The organism is Rugosimonospora africana (assembly GCF_016862975.1).
Classification (GTDB): Bacteria; Actinomycetota; Actinomycetes; order Mycobacteriales; family Micromonosporaceae; genus Rugosimonospora; species Rugosimonospora africana.
Genome location: NZ_BONZ01000036.1, coordinates 56,098 through 74,324, shown reverse-complemented (window position 1 = coordinate 74,324; position 18,227 = coordinate 56,098). Strand labels below are relative to the sequence as shown.

17 protein-coding genes are annotated in these 18,227 nt (G+C 71.1%); 7 read left to right on the top strand and 10 right to left on the bottom strand.

Features of this window, described 5'->3' with window-relative positions; genetic code table 11:
* Positions 1-11 precede the first annotated feature (11 nt).
* The 3 genes from Raf01_RS19095 (at position 12) to Raf01_RS19085 (ending at position 3,722) form a co-directional block, all read left to right on the top strand.
* Positions 12-1,079 carry an Atu2307/SP_0267 family LLM class monooxygenase gene (locus Raf01_RS19095; RefSeq protein ID WP_203919282.1) on the top strand — a complete coding sequence of 356 codons (1,068 nt, stop codon included), beginning with the start codon at positions 12-14 and terminating at the stop codon, positions 1,077-1,079.
* A gap of 168 nt (positions 1,080-1,247) precedes the next feature.
* Positions 1,248-1,538: a DUF1490 family protein gene (locus tag Raf01_RS19090; RefSeq protein ID WP_203919281.1), complete on the top strand. Its 291-nt coding sequence runs from the start codon at positions 1,248-1,250 to the stop codon at positions 1,536-1,538.
* A 6-nt stretch (positions 1,539-1,544) separates the two neighbouring features.
* Positions 1,545-3,722, top strand: coding sequence for a heavy metal translocating P-type ATPase (locus Raf01_RS19085; protein WP_203919280.1), 2,178 nt, complete (start codon positions 1,545-1,547; stop codon positions 3,720-3,722).
* A 20-nt stretch (positions 3,723-3,742) separates the two neighbouring features.
* Here Raf01_RS19085 and Raf01_RS19080 read toward each other — a convergent pair whose 3' ends face one another.
* Positions 3,743-4,708, bottom strand: a complete 966-nt coding sequence (locus Raf01_RS19080) for an aminoglycoside phosphotransferase family protein (RefSeq protein WP_203919279.1) — start codon at positions 4,706-4,708, stop codon at positions 3,743-3,745.
* Positions 4,709-5,125: 417 nt separating this feature from the next.
* Between Raf01_RS19080 and Raf01_RS19075 the strand changes: the two genes are divergently transcribed.
* The gene (locus Raf01_RS19075) at positions 5,126-6,691 is read left to right on the top strand and encodes an alpha-L-arabinofuranosidase B (protein ID WP_203919278.1); all 1,566 of its coding nucleotides are present in this window, start codon (positions 5,126-5,128) and stop codon (positions 6,689-6,691) included.
* Positions 6,692-6,815: 124 nt separating this feature from the next.
* Here Raf01_RS19075 and Raf01_RS19070 read toward each other — a convergent pair whose 3' ends face one another.
* The 9 genes from Raf01_RS19070 to Raf01_RS19030 form a co-directional block, all read right to left on the bottom strand.
* Positions 6,816-8,534 (bottom strand): alkaline phosphatase family protein, encoded by a 1,719-nt coding sequence (locus tag Raf01_RS19070; protein ID WP_239133733.1) that lies wholly within the window; start codon positions 8,532-8,534, stop codon positions 6,816-6,818.
* A 159-nt stretch (positions 8,535-8,693) separates the two neighbouring features.
* Complete coding sequence (locus Raf01_RS19065) at positions 8,694-9,086, bottom strand: SCO5389 family protein (protein WP_203919277.1); 393 nt, start codon at positions 9,084-9,086, stop codon at positions 8,694-8,696.
* A gap of 130 nt (positions 9,087-9,216) precedes the next feature.
* On the bottom strand, positions 9,217-9,876 hold the full coding sequence (locus Raf01_RS19060) for a response regulator (RefSeq protein WP_275413002.1): 660 nt from the start codon (positions 9,874-9,876) through the stop codon (positions 9,217-9,219).
* Positions 9,873-11,177 (bottom strand): sensor histidine kinase, encoded by a 1,305-nt coding sequence (locus Raf01_RS19055; protein ID WP_203919276.1) that lies wholly within the window; start codon positions 11,175-11,177, stop codon positions 9,873-9,875. Before Raf01_RS19055 ends, Raf01_RS19060 begins: the two co-directional genes overlap by 4 nt.
* A 23-nt stretch (positions 11,178-11,200) precedes the next feature.
* Complete coding sequence (locus Raf01_RS19050; RefSeq protein ID WP_203919275.1) at positions 11,201-11,980, bottom strand: ABC transporter permease; 780 nt, start codon at positions 11,978-11,980, stop codon at positions 11,201-11,203.
* A 20-nt stretch (positions 11,981-12,000) separates the two neighbouring features.
* Positions 12,001-12,915 carry an ABC transporter ATP-binding protein gene (locus Raf01_RS19045; protein ID WP_203919274.1) on the bottom strand — a complete coding sequence of 305 codons (915 nt, stop codon included), beginning with the start codon at positions 12,913-12,915 and terminating at the stop codon, positions 12,001-12,003.
* A gap of 161 nt (positions 12,916-13,076) precedes the next feature.
* On the bottom strand, positions 13,077-13,763 hold the full coding sequence (locus Raf01_RS19040) for a TetR/AcrR family transcriptional regulator (RefSeq protein ID WP_203919273.1): 687 nt from the start codon (positions 13,761-13,763) through the stop codon (positions 13,077-13,079).
* A gap of 165 nt (positions 13,764-13,928) precedes the next feature.
* Positions 13,929-15,059: an NAD-dependent epimerase/dehydratase family protein gene (locus tag Raf01_RS19035; protein ID WP_203919272.1), complete on the bottom strand. Its 1,131-nt coding sequence runs from the start codon at positions 15,057-15,059 to the stop codon at positions 13,929-13,931.
* Positions 15,060-15,321: 262 nt separating this feature from the next.
* Positions 15,322-15,507, bottom strand: coding sequence for a hypothetical protein (locus Raf01_RS19030; RefSeq protein WP_203919271.1), 186 nt, complete (start codon positions 15,505-15,507; stop codon positions 15,322-15,324).
* A gap of 681 nt (positions 15,508-16,188) precedes the next feature.
* Here Raf01_RS19030 and Raf01_RS19025 point away from each other — a divergent pair.
* The 3 genes from Raf01_RS19025 (at position 16,189) to Raf01_RS19015 (ending at position 18,130) form a co-directional block, all read left to right on the top strand.
* Positions 16,189-16,728 (top strand): TlpA family protein disulfide reductase, encoded by a 540-nt coding sequence (locus tag Raf01_RS19025; protein ID WP_203919270.1) that lies wholly within the window; start codon positions 16,189-16,191, stop codon positions 16,726-16,728.
* Positions 16,729-16,892: 164 nt separating this feature from the next.
* Complete coding sequence (locus Raf01_RS19020; protein ID WP_203919269.1) at positions 16,893-17,411, top strand: S26 family signal peptidase; 519 nt, start codon at positions 16,893-16,895, stop codon at positions 17,409-17,411.
* Positions 17,412-17,509: 98 nt separating this feature from the next.
* Positions 17,510-18,130: a hypothetical protein gene (locus Raf01_RS19015; RefSeq protein ID WP_203919268.1), complete on the top strand. Its 621-nt coding sequence runs from the start codon at positions 17,510-17,512 to the stop codon at positions 18,128-18,130.
* Positions 18,131-18,227: the final 97 nt, after the last annotated feature.

Below are 18,227 nucleotides of genomic sequence, written 5' to 3'. Positions count from 1 at the left end.
AGAGTGCGATGATGTCCGGTACTCAGGGACGACACCCGATCGTCATCGGCGTCGACAGCTTCGGGGATCTCACCACCGACCGCGACGGCACGCCGCTCGGCCAGCCGGAGAACATCCGCGAACTGGTCGCCGAGGGAGTGCTCGCCGAGCGGTCGGGGCTCGACTTCTTCGGGTTGGGCGAGCACCACACCGAGGAGATGCCGCTGTCCGCGCCCGACCTGGTGCTGGCCGCCATCGCCGCCCGGACCTCACGCATCCATCTCGGCTCGGCGGTCACTGTCCTGAGTTCGGACGACCCGGTGCGGGTGTTCCAGCGGTACGCCACGCTGGACGCCCTGTCCTCCGGTCGCGCCGAGGTGATCCTCGGCCGGGGGTCGAGCATCGAGTCGTTCCCGCTGTACGGGTTCGACCTCGCCGACTACGACCGCCTGTTCGAGGAGAAGCTCAACCTGTTCGCCCAACTGCGGACGGAGAAACCGGTCACCTGGTCGGGAACCACCCGGGCCGCCGTACCGGGGCTTCAGGTCTTCCCGCGTACCGCGGGCGGTGCGCTGCCGACCTGGGTCGGCGTCGGCGGCAACCCGGCCTCGGTCGTGCGCGCCGCGCGGTACGGCTTCTCGCTGATGCTCGCGATCATCGGCGGCAACCCGGCGCGCTTCACCCGGCTGTCCCGGCTCTACCGGGAAGCCACCCGGCAGGCGGGCTTCGATCCGCTGCCGATCGGCGTGCACTCCCCCGGCCACGTCGCGGCGACGGACGAGCGGGCGAAGCGGGAGTACTGGCCGACCTACGAGACGTTCATGCTGGAGGCGCGCAGGCAGCGCGGCTTCCCCACGATCACCCGCGAGTACTTCGAGCACGAGGTCGAGTACGGCTCGCTGTACGTCGGCTCGCCGGAGACCGTCGCGGCCCGGATCGCCCGGACCATGACCACGCTGGACGCCACCCGCTTCGACCTGAAGTACGGCATGGGCCCGATGCCACACGACACCCTCATGGAGAACCTTCGCCTCTTCGGCACGGAGGTCGCGCCGCGTGTGCGCGAACAGCTCGGGGCAGCCTCCAGCAAACTCGACTAAAACGGGTATCGGCCACCATTACCGGTGATACGTTCGCCGGTGGGCCGCGGCACACCCGTGGGTACCGCGCGGACCACCGGCCGGCAGCCCCGGCGACCCCAATCGAGAATGAAGTTCATTCCCATATAGGGTCGCCAGGAGAGCGGGCAACAGGGCGAGGGGAAGTCGATGACTGTCGGTCCGGTAGTGCGGCGGGCGGCGCAGACACTGGCGGCGGGGGTGCTGGGCGTGAGCGTGGTCGGCGGTTTCCGGCGGCTGCTGCGCGCCGGCGCGGTACGCAACGGTGCCGTGGTCGCCGCCTCCTGGACCCTGCGCGGCAAGCGGTCGATGGAGGCCGGGGCGGAGAGCGCCCGGCTGGCCATGGCCGACGTGGTGAGCGAGGCCCGGGAGCGCATCGGCGAGCAGTCGCCGCCACCGGGCGCCGGGACGGACCGGCACGACCACGATCACGAACACTGACCGGCGATGCCAGGGCCGACACCCCAGGTCTGCTCGGACGCCGCCGGGCGGGTGCGTTTCCGGGTACCGTGGCTGCGCGGATCGGCCGCTCGCGCGGTAGCCGTCGAGGACGCGGTGGACCGGGTCGACGGGGTACGGGCGGTGCACGCGTTCCCGCGCACCGGATCGGTGGTGGTGTGGTTCCATCCGCAGCGCTGTGACCGGGCCGAGGTGCTCGCGGCGATCGACGCCGGGGCGGCGGTCCACGCGAACGCCCGGGCGCTGCGACCGCCCCGGTCGGCCGAGGTCGACGGTGCCGACCTGCTGCGCATGGCGGTCGGCGGTGCCGCGCTCCTGCTGCTCGGCGGGCGCCGGTACCTGCTGCGCCGCCCGCCCCTGCTGGGGCCGGGAAGCCGCACCTTCGCCACCGCCGTCACCATCTTCACCGGGTACCCGTTCCTGCGCGGCGCGCTGCGTACCCTGGCCGGCCGGCGCTCGCCGGGTACCGACGTGCTGGTCTCCGCCGCGACGGTGGCCAGCCTGGTGCTGCGGGAGAACGTCGTCGCGCTGACCGTGCTGTGGCTGCTCAACATCGGCGAGTACCTGCAGGACCTCACCCTGCGCCGGACCCGTCACGCGATCCGGGACCTGCTCACCGGCACCCAGTCGCAGGCGTGGGTACGCGACGACTGCGGCCACGAACGGCTGGTCGACATCGACCGGCTGCGTACCGGCGATGAGATCGTGGTCCACGAACACGTCGCGGTACCGGTCGACGGGATCCTGGTGGACGGCGACGGCGTCCTCGACCAGTCGGCCATCACCGGCGAGACGCTGCCCGTGGCCGTCGCCTTGGACCAGTACGTCCACGCCGGCAGTGTGCTGCTGCGCGGCAGGGTGGTGGTGCGGGCCACGGCGGTCGGGCCGGACACCGCGATCGGCCGGATCGTCGCCCGGGTCGAGCGGGCACAGTCCGACCGCGCGCCGATCCAGACCGTCGGCGACAACTTCTCCCGCCGGTTCGTCCCGTTCTCCTTCGCGTTGGCCGCGGCCACCCTGGTCGTCACCCGGGACGTGCGGCGGGCGATGACGATGCTGCTGGTCGCCTGCCCGTGCGCGGTCGGGCTGGCCACCCCGACCGCGATCAGCGCGGCCATCGGCAACGGGGCACGCCGTGGCATTCTCATCAAGGGCGGCTCGCACCTGGAGGCCGCGGGCCGGGTCGACGCGGTCGTCGTCGACAAGACCGGCACGCTCACCCTGGGCCGCCCGGTGATCACCAACCTGGTCAGCTTCGACACGTCGTGGGAGCCGGAGCGGGTACTGGCGTACGTCGCGAGCTCCGAGATCCATTCCCGGCACCCGCTGGCGCAGGCGGTGATCCGCTCGACGAACGAGCGTCACATCCAGATCCCGCCGCACGAGCAGTGTGAGGTACTGCTCGGGTTGGGCATGCGTACCCAGGCCGACGGGCGCACCCTGCTGCTGGGCAACCTCGACCTGCTCGAAGCCGAGAACATCGAGGTGAGCACCGAGGCCCGGGAGTGGGTCGCCCGGCTGCAGCGGGCCGCCGAGACACCGCTGCTGCTGGCCGTCGACGGGCACCTGGTCGGCCTCGTCAGCCTCTGTGACACGGTCCGCCCCGAGGCCCGGGAGGTCATCGACGCGCTGCGTGCCGGCGGGGTCGAGCGCATCGTGATGCTGACCGGCGACCATCCGGACACCGCCGCGGCCGTCGCCCGGGAACTGGGATTGGTCGAGTGGCGCGCCCAGGTGATGCCCGAGGACAAGGAGGCGGTCGTCCGCGCTCTGAAGGCCGAGGGCTACACGGTGGCGATGCTGGGCGACGGTACCAACGACGCCCCCGCGCTCGCGCTGGCCGACATCGGCATCGCGATGGGCATCACCGGCACCGACGTCGCGGTCGAGACGGCGGACGTCGCGCTGGCCGGTGACGACCTGCGCCGGCTGCTGGAACTGCGCGACCTCTCCCGGCACACGGTCGACGTCATCCAGCAGAACTACGGCATGTCCATCGCGGTCAACGCGCTCGGGCTGGTCGTCAGCGCGGGCGGTGTGCTCTCCCCGGTGATGGCCGCCATCCTGCACAACGCGTCGTCCATCGCGGTCGTCGCGAACAGTTCCCGCGCGACCCGCTACCGGCTGGCGCGGAGCGAGAACACGCCGCCTCCGGGAACCGGCTGATCCGCTCCACCCGGCTACGGCTAGGGCAGCCGCGGCAGCAGCAGGCGGGCGACGTCCAGGGCACGGCTGGGCCGGAACTCCCCCGACGCCGGCGACCAGTCCTCCACCGACCACACATCCGACAGCACCGCTTTGACGAACCCCCAGGCCACCACGCGGTCGACCGGCATCGCCAGCTCGTCCGCGAGTTGCTCGACCCGCGACGGCACCAGCGCGGTCAACGCCTCGTCGCGGTCGCCCGGATCGGGGTTGTACAGCAGCGCACCGACCTCGTACCCGGGATCGCCGACGAGGCCGTGCGGATCGATGGCCAGCCACGGTTCCCGGTCCGCCCGCAGGATGTTGTCGTGGTGCAGGTCCCCGTGCAGGACGACACGTTCGGACGCCGACGCGCACAGTTCGCGCATCAGCCCGCCGGCACGCACCACCAGGTCGAGCGGCAGCCGCCCGGCCTGCCCGCGCACCCGGGCGTACTCGTCGAACGCCCGGACCTGCGCCAGCGCCTCGGGAATCGGGCGACCGAGCGGCAGCGCCTCGAGCGTCGGACGACCGGGCGCCGGCGCCTCGGGCACCGGCACGTGCAGGCGCCGCATCACGCCGGTCGCCGCCGAGGTGGCCTCGGTGTCCCGGGCCGGTACCAGATCGCGCAGGCGCGAGCCGGGCGAGACGCGTTCCAGCAACAGCGCGCCGCGTTCCAGGTCGGCCCGCAGCAGGCGGACCGATCCCCGACCGCCGAACGCGGCCAGCGCGGGAGCCTCCTCGGCCAGCGACGAGCCGGTCGGTACGCCGAGCTTCAACACGGCCGGCGTCCCGTCCGCGCAGACGGCCTCGGCGACGTAGTGGTACGAGAGTTCGTACGGCGTGCCGGGCGTCAGCTTCCAGTCGCGGGCCAACTGCGCCAGGATGGCCGGCAGTTCGGCGAGCCACCGGGCTCCGGCCTCGCCCCAGGCCCCGACGACGTTACGGGTCAGCGCGTCGGTGATCACGCTCGAACGTTAGCCCATCGTCGCCGCGAGCGGTCGCCGCACGGGTACCGCCCGGCGCTGCGAGCGGTCGCCGTTCGCCCGCGAACCGAGTCGTGCGGTGTGAGCGTTAACAGATCCGAGGCCCGACCGGGCCGCAGCCGGCAACCTTGACGCGACCTCGGCCCGGTGCCATAGTGATGGCAGTCGATCCGGGCTCGACCACACCTCCATTCGCCAGATTCTGACGCTACAGACTGGCCCTCGCTGTTAGCGCTCACATAGGTAGATGTCCATTTAGAGCGACCGGGCATCGGCACTGGACTTCCGAATGTCCCGCCTCACGGCTCCGGGACGGTCGCTGCTGTCCGGACATCGACCGGCCTTCGTTCCGGCCGAGCGCGACCCAGTCGAGCACATGACCGTAGGAGTTGATCCCACATGCTCAGATCCCCCATCCGGCGCATCCGCCGGACCACGCTCGCCGCGGGTGCGGCCATCGCGCTCGCGCTGATCGGCGTGACCTTCACCGCGACGACCCAGGCGCAGGCCGCCACGCAGGGGCCCTGTGACATCTACGCCGCGGGCGGCACGCCCTGCGTGGCCGCGCACAGCACCACCCGGGCGCTGTACGCCTCCTACAACGGCGCGCTCTATCAGGTCAGGCGCTCCTCGGACAACGCCACCCAGAACATCGGCGTGCTGAGTGCCGGCGGGTACGCCAACGCCGCGACACAGGACTCGTTCTGCTCGGGTACGACGTGTCTCATCACCGTCATCTACGACCAGTCCGGCCGGGGCAACAACCTCACCCAGGCACCCGGCGGCGGGGCAGCCGGCGGCCCGGACAACCTCGCGAACGCGACCGCGGCACCGACCATGGTCGGCGGACACAAGGCGTACGGCGTGTTCGTGGCGGCGGGCACCGGGTACCGCAACGACCACACCTCGGGCATCGCGACCGGAGACAACCCGGAGGGGATGTACGCCATCTTCGACGGCACGCACTACAACGGCGGCTGCTGCTTCGACTACGGCAACGCCGAGACGAGCAACAACGACACCGGCAACGGCCACATGGAGGCCATCTACTTCGGCAACATCAAGGTCTGGGGCTACGGCGCGGGCAATGGCCCCTGGGTCATGGCCGACCTCGAGAACGGGCTGTTCTCCGGAGTCAACCAGCACTACAACGCCAACGACCCCACGGTGAACTACCGGTACCTCACGGCCATCGTCAAGGGACGCCAGAACCAGTGGGCCATCCGGGGCGGCAACGCGCAGTCGGGCGGCCTGTCGACGTTCTACAGCGGCGTGCGCCCCAACGTGTCCGGGTACAACCCGATGCACAAGGAGGGTGCCATCATCCTCGGCATCGGCGGCGACAACAGCAAGAGTTCCGCCGGTACGTTCTACGAAGGCGTGATGACCTCCGGCTACCCGTCCGACGCCACGGAGAACTCGGTACAGGCCAACATCGTGGCGGCCGGGTACACAACGTCCAGCGGCGGCGGTGGCGGTGGGAACACGACCATCCCCCCGGGAACCCGGCTCTCGTTGCGCGCCACCACGTCGTGCTGCACCTCGGACTACCTCATGCACGACGCCAACGACAGCAACGTGGTCATCGCGGCGGTGACCTCCAGCAGCTCGTCCACCGACAAGGGCGACGCCACCTGGATCGCCCGGGCCGGCCTGGCCGACAGTTCCTGCGTCTCGTTCGAGTCGGCCAACGCGTCGGGCAGATACCTGCGGCACCAGAACTTCCAGCTGTACCTGCAGGCCAGCGACGGCAGTTCGCTGTTCAACCAGGACGCGACGTTCTGCCCGACGACCGGCAACAGCGGTCAGGGGTACTCGTTCCAGTCGTTGAACTACACCAACAAGTACATCCGCCACTTCAACTTCACCGTCTACCTCGCCAGCAACGGCGGCTCCAACACCTGGGACTCGGCCACCTCCTGGGCGGCGGACACCAGCTGGTTGCTCGCCTCGCCGTGGAGCTGACGGCCGGCATCGCGTAACCGAGCGCTCCCGGCATCCACTATGGACAGTGGGCGCCGGGAGCGACGCGCTGGTGCCGGAGCGACGCGTTAAATGCCGGAGCGAGCGCCAGCGCCGGAGCGACTCGCTAGTGCCGGGGTGCGGGCGACGTGGCCGGTGAGGGCGACGGTCCGAAGGCCGTGAGGAAGCGGTCACGGAAGGCGTCCATCGGCCAGTCCGGTGCGCCGGCACCGGGCTTCATCCCGTCCTGCCAGCCCCACCCGGAGATGTCGCCCATCACGGCCGGATCGTGGGCGATGATGGAGATCGGTACCCGGTGGCTGGCACCCTGGCCGGACACGATCGTCGCCGGCTGGTGGTCGCCCAGCATGACCAGGACGAGGTTGTCGTCGTGGTAGTTCTGCACGAACCCGATGAGGCTGTTCAGCGAGTACTGGACGGACTCGCCGTACTGCGCCCGCACCCGGTTCGGGTCACGCCACACGAGAGCCGCCGACGGGCCCTGTTGCGGCATGCCGTCGAACACCGAGCCGTCGCCGACCTGGTCCCAGTTCACCAGGTGCGGCAACGGCGCCCACGGGGTGTGGCTGGACACCAGGTCGATTTCGGCCATCACCGGGGCGTGGTCGGGCTTCGCCAGCTCCAGGCGTTGAAACGCCGAGAGGATGTACTGATCGGGCATGTTGGCGTAGCTGAACGACGGGCCCCTGTACCCGACGTTGCGGGAGTCGTAGATGGTGTCGTAGTGGTAGAACGACGTACCCTCCGGCCAGTCCTGCTCGTTCGAGGGCACGTCGCCGACCGTCCGCCAGCCGGCACGCTTGAACGCGTCGCTGAGCGTGAACCGGTCGGTCTTGACGAGGTCGTTGTACCGCTGCTGGTTGTCGATCCACAGCCCGGACTGGAGCGTGGAGTGGGCCAGCCAGCTGATGCCCCCGAACGTCGGTGAGGTCAGCCAGGCGCTGCGCGAGGAGAACCCCGCCGCGGCAAGGCTCGCGGTCCCGCTGTCGAGCACGGCATCGACCTGCGGTGAGAAGCTCGAATCCTGGACGGCGACCTGCCCGTAGCTTTCCACGAAGGCGACGATGACGTCCTTGCCGCGCAACGCGGTCAGCAGGTCGCCGCTCGGCGTGTTCCGGTACGGGTCGACCGCGGCCGCCTGGGCGAAGTCCCGCTGGCTGGCCAGGCCCGAGCGGACCTGCCGGACCTGCTCGTACGCGGCGCCCGCGGCGCTGGTCGAGGCGAGCGGGTCGCCGGACACGATCCGGGCGCCGAACGCGGCGCAGAGAACCCAGACCACGGTCAGCACCGCGACCACCCGCGTCGAGCCGGTCCGGCGCCGGGTCAGCAGGCGGGACAGGCGCGTCACGGACAGCGGCGTGAACACGAGTACGGCCGCGCACACCACCACCGCGCCGATGAGGAAGAGAACCGCGTCGTGCCGGCCGACCGCGTCGGACAGCAGGCTCACCGCGGATCCGAGGTAGCTGCGGTCGATCACCGGGTTGAACGGCCGGTTGAGCGCGACGAAGAAGACCATGTCGAGGATCTTCACGAGGGCCAGCAGGCCGAGGAGCACCCCGGCGATCGGCGCCACGATCCGGCGCGCCCGATCCGGCAGCGCGAGGATCAGGGCGACGAACACCAGCCCCTCGATCGGAATGCGGACGAACGCACCGAACGACAGGCGGCTGATCTCCTCGGGCGCGACGAGGGCGAACCACACGAGCAGGAACGCCAGTACCGTGGTCACCCAGCCCGCGACGGTACGCACCCGGCCCCGCTGTTTCTCCTGACCCTCGCCGGCCGTACCCGCTTCGGGCGCGGGCCGCCGGACAAGCCGCATCAAGGACAACCTGGACTCCCCACTCGACCGGTACCGGCCGCCGGCGCGGTCCGGCGTGCCTCCGCCATGGAACCACGTGAACGGTCTTCGCGTGGTTCACGGAATTCCGGTGGAAGTCCACACAAGTGGGGGGTACGCGGGGGTCGCCCCCGCGTGCGTTCAGCAGTTGCGCAGCTCCGGTGACTGGTTGAGCAGCTGGCTGACCGGGGACACGAACGACCGGTACGCCTCGCCGCCGACCTCGTTCGGGCGGAACGCGGCCACCCGGTGGCAGTTCTGGAACGCCAGCCGTACCCCGAAGTGCCGTTCCAACCCGCCGCGGATCGCGTCGCTGGCGAGGGCGCGCAGCAACTGCCCGCGCTCCGCCTCGCCCGGCGGGGGCACGGTGTTGTCGGCGAACTTCTCTGCCCCGGCGCTCAGGCCGGCGGCGACCCGGCTGACGACATCCCAGGCGTACGGCAGGGAACGGCGTACGCAGTCGACGAATTCGGCGTCGGTCACCTCGCCGGCCTCGGCGCGTTCGAGCAGGGCGGTGGGGACATCGAGCGACATGTGGTCCTCCTTCTCACGGGTCGGGCGGCGGCCACCACCGCCGCTACTGATAGTGGTACCCGTTTTCAATAAGCCCGTCAAGGAGGCGCGCGAAAGGGTTCGGCCACCGCTCAAGCGTGATGCCCGACAGCTAGGCAGAGCCTCCCGGGGTGAGCAGTCCGCGGTTGAACGCCTCGGCCACCGCCGCGGCGCGGTCGCTGACCCCGAGCTTGCCGTAGATGTTCAGCAGGTGGGACTTGACCGTCGCCTCGCTGATGAACAGCTTGGCGGCCGCGTCGCGGTTGGTGCTGCCGGCCGCGACCAGCTCGAGGATCTGCAGTTCCCGCTGGCTGAGCGGGCCGGCGGCGGGAGCGCGGAACCGGTTCATCAACCGTGCCGCCACGGTCGGCGCGAGTACCGCCTCGCCGCGCGCCGCCGCCCGGACCGCCCGCAGCAGTTCGTCGCGCGGCGCGTCCTTCAGCAGGTACCCGGTGGCACCGGCCTCGATCGCCGGAAGTACGTAGCTGTCGGTGTCGTACGTGGTGAGCACGAGTACCCGCGCCGGAATCCCCCGCCGGGCCAGTTCGCCGATCGCGGTCACCCCGTCCATGCCGGGCATCCGCAGGTCCATCAGGATCACGTCGGGTCGCAGTGTCTGGGCCAGCCGTAGCGCCTCGGCGCCGTCGGCCGCCTCACCCAGCACCTCGAACCCGGGATCGGACGCGAACATGCCGCTCAACCCGTCCCTGACCACCGGGTGATCGTCCGCGATCAGGAGGCTGATCGGGGTACCGTCCGCCGAGCGGGTCACGCGTCAACCCCCGCCGGTACCGGGACGCGCGCCGAAACCGCCGTACCCCCGCCGGGTTCCGACTCGACCTGCAGCGTCCCGGACAGGCTCTCGATCCGCTGCCGCATCGCGAGCAGGCCGAACCCGCCGTCCGTCGGGTCGCCCGTCGCGGCCGGCTCCGGCTCGGCGTACCCGCCGGCGCCCGCGCCCAACCGGGACGGGTCGAAGCCCGTGCCGTCGTCACGGACGTCCAGCGCCACTTCGTGCTCCAGGTACGACAGCGTCACCCCGACCCGGGCCGCCCGCGCGTGCTTCGCGACGTTGGCCAGCGCCTCCTGCGCGGCCCGCAGCAGCGCGACCTCGGCCTCCGGCGGCATCGGCCGCACTGTGCCGGTCGTCTCGACCCGCACCGGAATTCCGTGCAGCGTCGACCAGCGCTCCGCGACGCCCGCGATGGCCTCGGCGAGCCGTGCCGTCTCCAGCGGCTCGGGGCGCAGCTCGTGCACCGACCGGCGCGCCTCGGTCAGGCTCTCCCGGGCCAGCCGGGTCGCGGCATCGAGGTGCCGCCGCCAACCGGCCGGGTCGGCTGCCGCCTGCTCCACCGCCTGGAGCTGGGTGATGATGCCGGTGAGCCCCTGGGCGAGGGTGTCGTGGATCTCCCGTGCCATCCGCTGCCTCTCGTCGAAGACGCCGGCTTCCCGCGCCTGGGTGAGCAGTTGCTGGTGGAGGCCGGCGTTTTCGGCCAGCGCCGCCTCCAGCTTGCGATTGGCCTCGCTGACCTCGTTCAGCGCCTGCTCCCGGCGGCCGGCGTGCTCGTCGCTGCGCCGGCCGATCCAGCACAGCCAACACATCGGGATCACGTTCACGAGCAGCACCGCGGCATAGACGGCCACGCCGAAAACGGTGTCCTTGGGTACGCCGGACATCTGTGCGGTGGCCGCGACCGCCGCCACCCCGGCGACCCCGACAAGCTCCCAGGGCCAGGCCAGCAGGGAGAACGCGTAGACGTACCCGGCCGGCGTGAGGAACCCGAACCAGGAGTCGCGGATCACCAACACCATCATGATCGGCACCAGGCCGGCCAGGAACACGGCCATGAGCCGCGGCCGGTCCCGCCAGGCCGGATGCAGCGTGACCATCCAGAGCATCCATGCCGCGGCCAGCCCGCACAGGGCGAGGTCGATGAGCAGGGAACCCGGCACCGACCACTTGATCGCGACCGTGAACGCGACGAGAACTCCGAGCAGGACGTACGGTACGACGGTCACCACCGGGCGCATCCGTCGCACCAACACGTCATGCCAGGCACTCGGCTGGTTCATTCGTCAATCCTCCGCGCGCAAAGCTACTCCCAGCGGAACAGCCGGGTCGCGGCCAGACCGAACACCACCGCGTACGCCGCCATGGTCACCAGCTGGAGCGGGTGCGGCCAGTGCCCCTGGGCCGAGTCCTGCAGCGCCTGCACGGCCGCGCCGAGCGGAGCGGCGTGGCTGATGTGGCGCAGCACCGGGGGCATCTGGTCGATCGGCAGCCACAGCCCGGCGAAGAACATCATCGGGAAGAACAGGATCGTGCCGATCGCCTGGGCGGCCCGGGCGCTGGGGGCGACCGCGGCGACGAACAGCCCGATGGCCAGCAGGGCGGCGGCGCCGAACAGGGCGGCGAGGACGAACCCGGCGAACTGTCGCGGCAGGCGCACACCGTACGCGAACCGGGCGACCGTCAGGAGCACGGCGATGGTGACCACCAGGTTGACGAGATTGACCACGAGCTGAGCGGCCAGTACCCGGGCCGGGCCCACCGGTGTGGTCCGCAGGCGGCGCAGGACGCCCCGCTCCCGGTAGCTGGCCAGTGCCATCGGCAGCGCGACGAGCTGAGGCATCGCGATCACGAACGCGATCAGGATGGGTACGTAGACGTCCAGCTCGGTCAGGCCGCCGAAGTCCGAATTCGGCCGGTTGAACGACGGGATGCTGCCGAAGATGATCAGAAGGAGCAGGGGGAACCCCAGGCCCCAGACCGGCCCGACCCGCTCGCGCAGGTAGAGCTTGAACTCGGTGGTGGCCAGCCGGCGAAACGCGGGACGGCGGACGGCGGACGGCGGCACCGCGGTGGTGACGGACATTCTCGTTCTCCTGTTCCTGATCAGTTCTGGCCCGTGTGCCGACCGGTGAGCGCGACGAACGCGTCCTCCAGGCTGGCCTGTTCGACGCGCAGCTGCTTCGCCACGATCTGGTTGCGCGCGAGTACCGAGGTGACGGCGTTCAGCGCGTTGGCGGTACCGGTGACCACCACGACGTCTCCCTGCCGGGTGACGCCGGTGACGTCGGGCAGGTCGGTCAGCAGCCGGTCGTCCAGCGGCACCGACGGCCGGAACTGGATCCGCTGCTCGACCTCGACGCGCTCGGTCAGCCCGGCCGGGGTGTCCACCACGACGACGCGGCCGGAGTCGATCAGCGCGAGCCGGTCACACAACCGCTCCGCCTCCTCCATGAAGTGCGTCACGAGCACGATGGTGACCCCGTGCGAGCGCACGTCGCGGATGAGATCCCAGGTGTCGCGCCGGGCCTGCGGGTCCAGGCCGGTGGTCAGCTCGTCGAGCACCGCCACCCGCGGGCTGCCGACCAGCGCGAGCGCGATGGACAGCCGTTGCTTCTGGCCGCCGGACAGCTTGTCGAACCGGGTACGGCTCTTGGCGGACAGGCCGAGCATGTCCATCAGCGAACGCCAGTCCGCCGGGTCGCGGTAGAAGGAGCTGTAGAGTTCCAGCGCCTCGGCGACCCGCAGCCGGCCGGGCAGCTGGCCGTCCTGGAGCTGGATGCCCAGCCGCTGAGTCAGCTCCGCCCGGTCCCGGCTCGGATCGAGCCCGAGTACCCGGATGGCGCCCCGGTCCGGTGTCCGCAGCCCGGCGACGCACTCCACGGTCGTGGTCTTCCCCGCCCCGTTCGGGCCGAGGATCCCGAAGATCTCGCCCTCCTCGACGGTCAGCGACACGTCGTCGACCGCCACGGTGTCCCCGTACCTCTTGTGCAGGTGCTCTATCTCGATCACTGGTGACATGCGCTCGTCCTTCCGGCTCCGGCCCTGGTGGCCGGGGTACCTCGACGATCGCAACCGGGGACGGGATACGCATCGACCGGCCAGCTACGCGGCGGGCGGAGCTCTCGGCTACACCGGAAGGCTGAGCGGGTCCACCGATCGGTGGACCGGGATCCGCCGGGTCAACCTCGGGGGCGGTGCCGTTTCCCGGCGGCCATCGTCTCGTTCAGGACGTCAAGCGGGGCGGGCTTCGCCGGAAGCGGCGGCCGGTCGGTGGCGCGCAGGCCGTCGAGCATGAGCGCGAGGTACCGGCGCCAGAGGTCGGGCGAGGCCACCCGGCTCATGTCGTAGGCCGAACCCAGCATGGTGAAGATCGCCGCGATGTCCTGCGGCGCGGCATCCCGGCGCAGGACACCGGCCCGCTTGGCGCGGGTGAACAGCTTCGTGACGGCTGTGATGATCTCCGGCCAGATGCGGGCCTGCCGTTCGGCGTTGCCCTGCCCGGCCAGCGTCTCATACAGCCCACGGTCGGCCGCCTGCCGGGCCGCGGTGGCCTCGAAGAACGTCTCCAGGGCGGTCCACGGATCATCGATCCGCAGCGCGTCCCGCGCGTCGGCGACGATCTGCTCGGTCGCCTCGGCAAGCACCTCGGCCGCGATCGCCTGCTTGTTGGGGAAGTGCCGGTACGCGGTACCGGTGCCCACCCCGGCGTGGCGGGCGATGTCGTCGAGTGTGGCGTCGAACCCCCGGTCGGCGAACACCTCGCGGGCCGCGGCGACCAGCCGGGCACGGTTGCGGGCGGAGTCTCTGCGGACCACCTTGTGGTCGACGTCCCCGCGGACCACCTTGTGGTCGACGTGCTCGGCCATCACCGGATTATCGCACCGCGATCTCAGAGCCTATTGGCAAACCTCTGGCCGAGCGGGCCGTGAACCAGGCTGCGTCCGGCAAGGCGGAGGTTCGCCCAGATACCGGTGTTGTATCCGGGCGAACCGACAACGCCGCCGGTCGCCGCCTCGGCGCAGCGCAGCCGATCAGCTGGGTTTGCCAACAGACTCTCGGACCACCCGCCGCTCGACCAGGCTCGCGCCGCATTCCACGACCGTCTGCGCCGCGGGACGCGGCCGCCAGCCGAGCAGGCGCTCGGCCTTTGCCGTGGTGTGCCGGTTGCGCCGGCCGAGCGACGGCGTGATGGCGCGCAGCGACGGGTCGAGGAACCGCGCCGAGAACCGGACTGCGACATCGGGCAGTTGCCGGGTCCGCACCCGCGCGGCGGCCGGCCCCAGGCCGGCACGCAGGGCACGGGCCATGTCCCGCATCCAGATGAACTCGCCGGTGGCCAGGAACCGCTGTCCCGCCGCTTCGGGTGCGGTCATCGCGCGGATGTGGATGTCGGCGATGTCCCGCACGTCGACGACTTCGAGCCCGATCCGCGGCGCCCCCGGCATGCCACCCTTGAGCATTCGGGCGATGATGCCGGTGGTGCCGAGGTTGTCGGGCGTCAGGATGGGCCCGAACACGGCGCCGGGCAGGATGGTCGTCAACGACATCGACCCGTCGCGGCCGGCCCTATCGCGGCCGGCCTTGTCGTAGTCGGCCAGGAAATCCCACGCGGCCTTCTCGGCGACCGTCTTCGCGCGCCGGTACGGGATCAGCGTCGGGTCGTCCGGATCGGTCCACAGTGTCTCGTCGGTGACGCCCTCGCTGGCGTACGACGACGGACTCGCCGCGTTCGCGGCGGACGTCATGACCACGCGCCGGACGCCGGCCGCCGCCGCGGCGCGGAGCACCCGCAGGGTTCCATCGCGGGCCGGGACGACCAGGTCTGCCGCGGAACTCGTCCCGTCGCCGCCCAGCGGCGAGGCGACGTGAAGGACGTAGTCGACCCCGGCCATCGCGGCGTCCCAACCGCTGTCGGCGGTCAGGTCGGCCACCGCGTACTCCAGGCGGTTGCCGGGGTCGGTGACGGCCGACACCGCGGCCGTGACGGCCGCCTGCCTGCCGGGTGCACGCACGGTCGTGCGGACCCGGTACCCGCGCCCGAGCAGCTCCGCGACGCACCATCCCGCGATGTACCCGGTTCCGCCGGTGACCAGCACCGTCGACTGGTCCGGGTCGCCGCCCGGCGTCAGACGCTCCGAGCCGGACTCGTCGATAACGGCCATGCGACCACCCTTCGGCATAACGGAGATGCGATCTCCGCTTCACTGTAGCACCGAACCGGAGCAGCCATCTCCGCTTTGTCGGCTGGCTGTCCTCGGCCGGGCCACCGAGGCGAGCGGACGGGCGCGGGTCACCGGGCACGGGTCACCGGGGCGCGGGCCCACCGGCGCGCGAGCCACCGAAGCGCGAGCCACCGAAGCGCGGGACCGGGGCGGGACGCGCCAGGTCCCGGAGCGAACCCCGGGACCTGGCGCCGCCGGACCTTTAGCGGCAGGCCACGCAGCTGTAGCCGCCCTCGCAGTCGTAGCACGCCCACGTGCCGCCGGGACACGCGTTCGTGCACGGCCCGATGGCGCGGCACTGGCAGCTGCAGTGCCCGGCGGAAGCGGTGGCGCTGGGCAGCAGGCGGTCCAGCACCTTGTCGGCGAACCGACCGAACATTCGGGTCATGGGTTTCCTTTCGTCGAGCGCGTGCCGGTGGGTACGCGCGACCTCCATCCGAATAGATGGCGTTCCTGCAGACTCCGGTTGGTAATCAACAATAGTCAATACAGCGTTCGATTGAGCCGAAAAACTATCCAACCTGGGATGTATATTCGCTCAGTAGTCAGCGCAGCGCACGGCAATGATTCGCCGGATGACCGGGGACGCGCGGTTGACGACTCTCGTCAATTTCAACTAGCGTGCGCCCAGCGGGGAACGACGGTCCGGGCGCCACTTCGTTTGGGGCGGATACCCAGCATCCGACCTGGTCACCGACGGGGAGAGTGGCATTCGTGAGCGATTCGAAGATCGCCTGTCAGCGCGCGGTGACGTGGTATTTCTGGTGCCAGCCGTGAGTAAGTCGTGCGGCCGTCAAGCGTTCCGTTCGTTCCAGGAATCGCGGTCCGCGACGAGGTCGTTACCAGCACCGTCCACGCAATTGGCCGGGTTGACCGCCCGCATAATCCGGGTCCGCCGGCGAAATTCCGCCGTGCCCCGCCGGTGTTTCGGAACGTCGATTGCCATCGACGATCTGGTGGCCCCGTTCCTCCCCGCACGGGCGCCGCAGTAGCACCCGCCGCGCGGTAGCACCAGCAGCGCAGTCGCACCGACGGCGCATCAGCACCGACACCAGAAGAGGAGACCCCGATGACCGTCTTCGACGCAGTCGCCGTGATTGCCGGCCTGCTCGGCCTGCTCAACCTGTTGCTCATGGTCGGCGTCATCCGCCGGCTCCGGGTGCAGACCGAAACGCTCGCCCGGGTACAGCGGCGCGCCAGCGGTCCGAGCCTGACCTCCGGGTACCGGATCCAGCCGTTCGAGACGCGGGCCCGCGACGGCGAGGTGCTCACCGCCGACTCGCTCGGCGCGGACGCGGTACTGGGCTTCTTCCGGCCCGGCTGCGCCCCGTGCGAGGAGGCGTTGCCAAAGTTCGTCGAGTACGCGCGGTCCTCCCCGCTCGGCCGCGAGGCGCTGGTGGCGGTCGTCGTCGGCAACGACGACGAGGTCGCCCGCGAGGTCGCCGCCCTGTCCCCGGTCGCCCGGGTGGTCACCGAACCGCTGAACGGGACGGTGACCGAGGCGCTGTCGGTGGATGCCTTCCCGACGTTCATCCGCGTCGGTGCGGAGCGCCGGGTGGCAGCGGTCGGATACGAGCCGAGCGCCGTGATGCTCGAACCGGCGGTGTGACGCGTCCCGGCCGGGGCGGCTCGGCCTGAGGTGGCTCAGCCTGAGCCGACCCAGCTCAGCCGGACGCGGCCCGGCCGAAGGCAGCTCAGCCGGACGCGGCCGGCACCGGCGACGCTGTGGCGTGATCCCGAACAGCGAAAGACTGTCCACAAGGGAGTGAGCGCATGTCCCCGACCGTCGTCGTGCTCGGGTCCGTGCTCGGCGCGGTACTGCTGCTGGCCGTCGCCGGGGGCTGGCTGAAGGCCGTCCTCGTCGTCGTCACCGTGACGGGGGCCAGCATGGAGCCGGCGCTGCGCAGCGGCGACCGGGTCATCGTGCGGCGGACGCTCGGCCGGCGCGTGCGGCGCGGCCAGATCGTGATGTTCCGGCTGCCGGAGCAGGCCCGCCCCGCCGCCGGTACGCATCCGGATCTGCCGCCCGCCGAACCGGTGCGCGGCGGGCGCCGGCTGGACGACCGGTTCCTGCTCAAGCGAGCGGTCGCGGTACCCGGCGACGCGGTACCCGACCGGGTCGATCCGGCGCTGCGCCGGCAGGCCGGCACCCCGGTTCCGGAGAACCGCCTCGTCGTGCTGGGCGACAACGCGCCGGCGAGCTTCGACTCCCGCAACTTCGGCTTCGTCGCCTCGGACCTGGTGCTGGGCGTGGTGCTGCGCCCGGTCCCGGGTGCGGTACGCGAGCGCTGACCGGCAGGGCCCGGGAACCCGTGCTGTTACGCTGTCCGCTCGCCGCCGGGCCCCTCCGGCACGCGGACCGACCCGGCACCCGGAGAGCTGACAGCCTCATGGCGCACGACATCCATCACGCGTCCGAACTGCTCTTCACGAAGCTTCCCCGGGAGTGGAGCCTCGCGGCGCTCGGCACCGGCGACCACTGGACCGTCACCACGCCCGACGGCGCCGAGCTGGTCACCATCGGCGAGCCGCTGCTGACCAACCCGCTGCGCCGGGCGTGGCAGGCGTTCACCCCGGTCTACCCCGCGTCGGATCGCTTCCACTGCTTCGAGTTCCGGACCGGCCCGGAGAGCGTGCTGTTCGAACTGGAGAAGCCTCCCTCGACCGAGAAGTACGCGGCGGTCCGCCGCCCCGGCGGCGAGGAGCTGGGCCGGCTGCTGTTCAGCCCGTCCCGGGTCGAGGAGAAGAAGGTCTGCCTGCGCATGCGCGACGCCTCCGGGACCTCGCTGGGCGAGGCGTTGCGGGTCACCGACCACCGCTCCCCGAGTGACCCGCTGGGCTACGCCCTGTACGGCGACGACGGTGCCCCGATCGCGACCCTCACGGGCGTGCCGCACCGGGTCGCGGACTTCCAGGGCAGCTACCGGTTGAGCATTCCGGCGCCGCTGCCCGAGCCGCTGCGTACCCTGGTGCTCGCCACGGCGCTCGCCTGCCCGTACATGCGGGTTTAGGCCCTGTCCTGCCGATCATCTGCCGGCCTGCGGCGGCCCCAGCCGCCGACCGGCTGCGTTCTCGGATGTCTGGATACAACACCGGTATCCAGACATC

Bases quoted from the DNA above. Each gene is read 5' to 3' on its own strand.
- Raf01_RS19095 (WP_203919282.1), top strand. From the start codon at position 12: ATGTCCGGTACTCAGGGACGACACCCGATCGTCATCGGCGTCGACAGC.
- Raf01_RS19090 (WP_203919281.1), top strand. From the start codon at position 1,248: ATGACTGTCGGTCCGGTAGTGCGGCGGGCGGCGCAGACACTGGCGGCG.
- Raf01_RS19085 (WP_203919280.1), top strand. From the start codon at position 1,545: ATGCCAGGGCCGACACCCCAGGTCTGCTCGGACGCCGCCGGGCGGGTG.
- Raf01_RS19075 (WP_203919278.1), top strand. From the start codon at position 5,126: ATGCTCAGATCCCCCATCCGGCGCATCCGCCGGACCACGCTCGCCGCG.
- Raf01_RS19070 (WP_239133733.1), bottom strand. From the start codon at position 8,534: ATGCGGCTTGTCCGGCGGCCCGCGCCCGAAGCGGGTACGGCCGGCGAG.
- Raf01_RS19065 (WP_203919277.1), bottom strand. From the start codon at position 9,086: ATGTCGCTCGATGTCCCCACCGCCCTGCTCGAACGCGCCGAGGCCGGC.
- Raf01_RS19055 (WP_203919276.1), bottom strand. From the start codon at position 11,177: ATGAACCAGCCGAGTGCCTGGCATGACGTGTTGGTGCGACGGATGCGC.
- Raf01_RS19050 (WP_203919275.1), bottom strand. From the start codon at position 11,980: ATGTCCGTCACCACCGCGGTGCCGCCGTCCGCCGTCCGCCGTCCCGCG.
- Raf01_RS19045 (WP_203919274.1), bottom strand. From the start codon at position 12,915: ATGTCACCAGTGATCGAGATAGAGCACCTGCACAAGAGGTACGGGGAC.
- Raf01_RS19040 (WP_203919273.1), bottom strand. From the start codon at position 13,763: ATGGCCGAGCACGTCGACCACAAGGTGGTCCGCGGGGACGTCGACCAC.
- Raf01_RS19035 (WP_203919272.1), bottom strand. From the start codon at position 15,059: ATGGCCGTTATCGACGAGTCCGGCTCGGAGCGTCTGACGCCGGGCGGC.
- Raf01_RS19030 (WP_203919271.1), bottom strand. From the start codon at position 15,507: ATGACCCGAATGTTCGGTCGGTTCGCCGACAAGGTGCTGGACCGCCTG.
- Raf01_RS19025 (WP_203919270.1), top strand. From the start codon at position 16,189: ATGACCGTCTTCGACGCAGTCGCCGTGATTGCCGGCCTGCTCGGCCTG.
- Raf01_RS19020 (WP_203919269.1), top strand. From the start codon at position 16,893: ATGTCCCCGACCGTCGTCGTGCTCGGGTCCGTGCTCGGCGCGGTACTG.
- Raf01_RS19015 (WP_203919268.1), top strand. From the start codon at position 17,510: ATGGCGCACGACATCCATCACGCGTCCGAACTGCTCTTCACGAAGCTT.